The following is a 392-nucleotide window of genomic DNA, read 5'->3' as shown; positions in this document are numbered from 1 at the left end:
ACTTGAAACCACGAGCCTTGAGCACCCGCTCATCAATCATGGTCTTGGGAACCGGAATCACCGAAGTTCGACCGAGCGTGAATGGAGCACCGGCCTCAGGCTTCGGAAGCGACCCACTGGAGCCAGAAACGGTGTTAAGCACGTCTTTCATCTTTGGGCTAAACACAGGGTCTTTCAGCTCGGATTCGGACAAAGCCGGGGTCTGTTCTTCTTGATCGCTGGTCAACAGCATCCGCTGCTCGTCGAAACGCGTTTGCGAAGTTTCCAGAAGTTGGACCAACAGTACATCCCAATTGCGGAGTGCAGTAAGGTCCAGCGTCTCTTCGTTAAGCTCGCCCAGATATGCAATCTCGCGCAGACTCGTCAGCTCATTTTTAAGGGCCCTGAGAGCC

Annotated in this window: 1 protein-coding gene; it reads right to left on the bottom strand. The window is 54.1% G+C overall.

From position 1 onward, the window contains the following. Positions 1-392: hypothetical protein (locus tag AC1RPG_RS07730; RefSeq protein ID WP_481762431.1), on the bottom strand; the 392-nt coding region annotated here is incomplete at both ends.

The organism is Dellaglioa sp. CoH-57-MRSF-18 (assembly GCF_056781995.1).
Note: the sequence above shows the minus strand (reverse complement) of the source record. Positions and strands in the feature narration are given on the sequence as shown.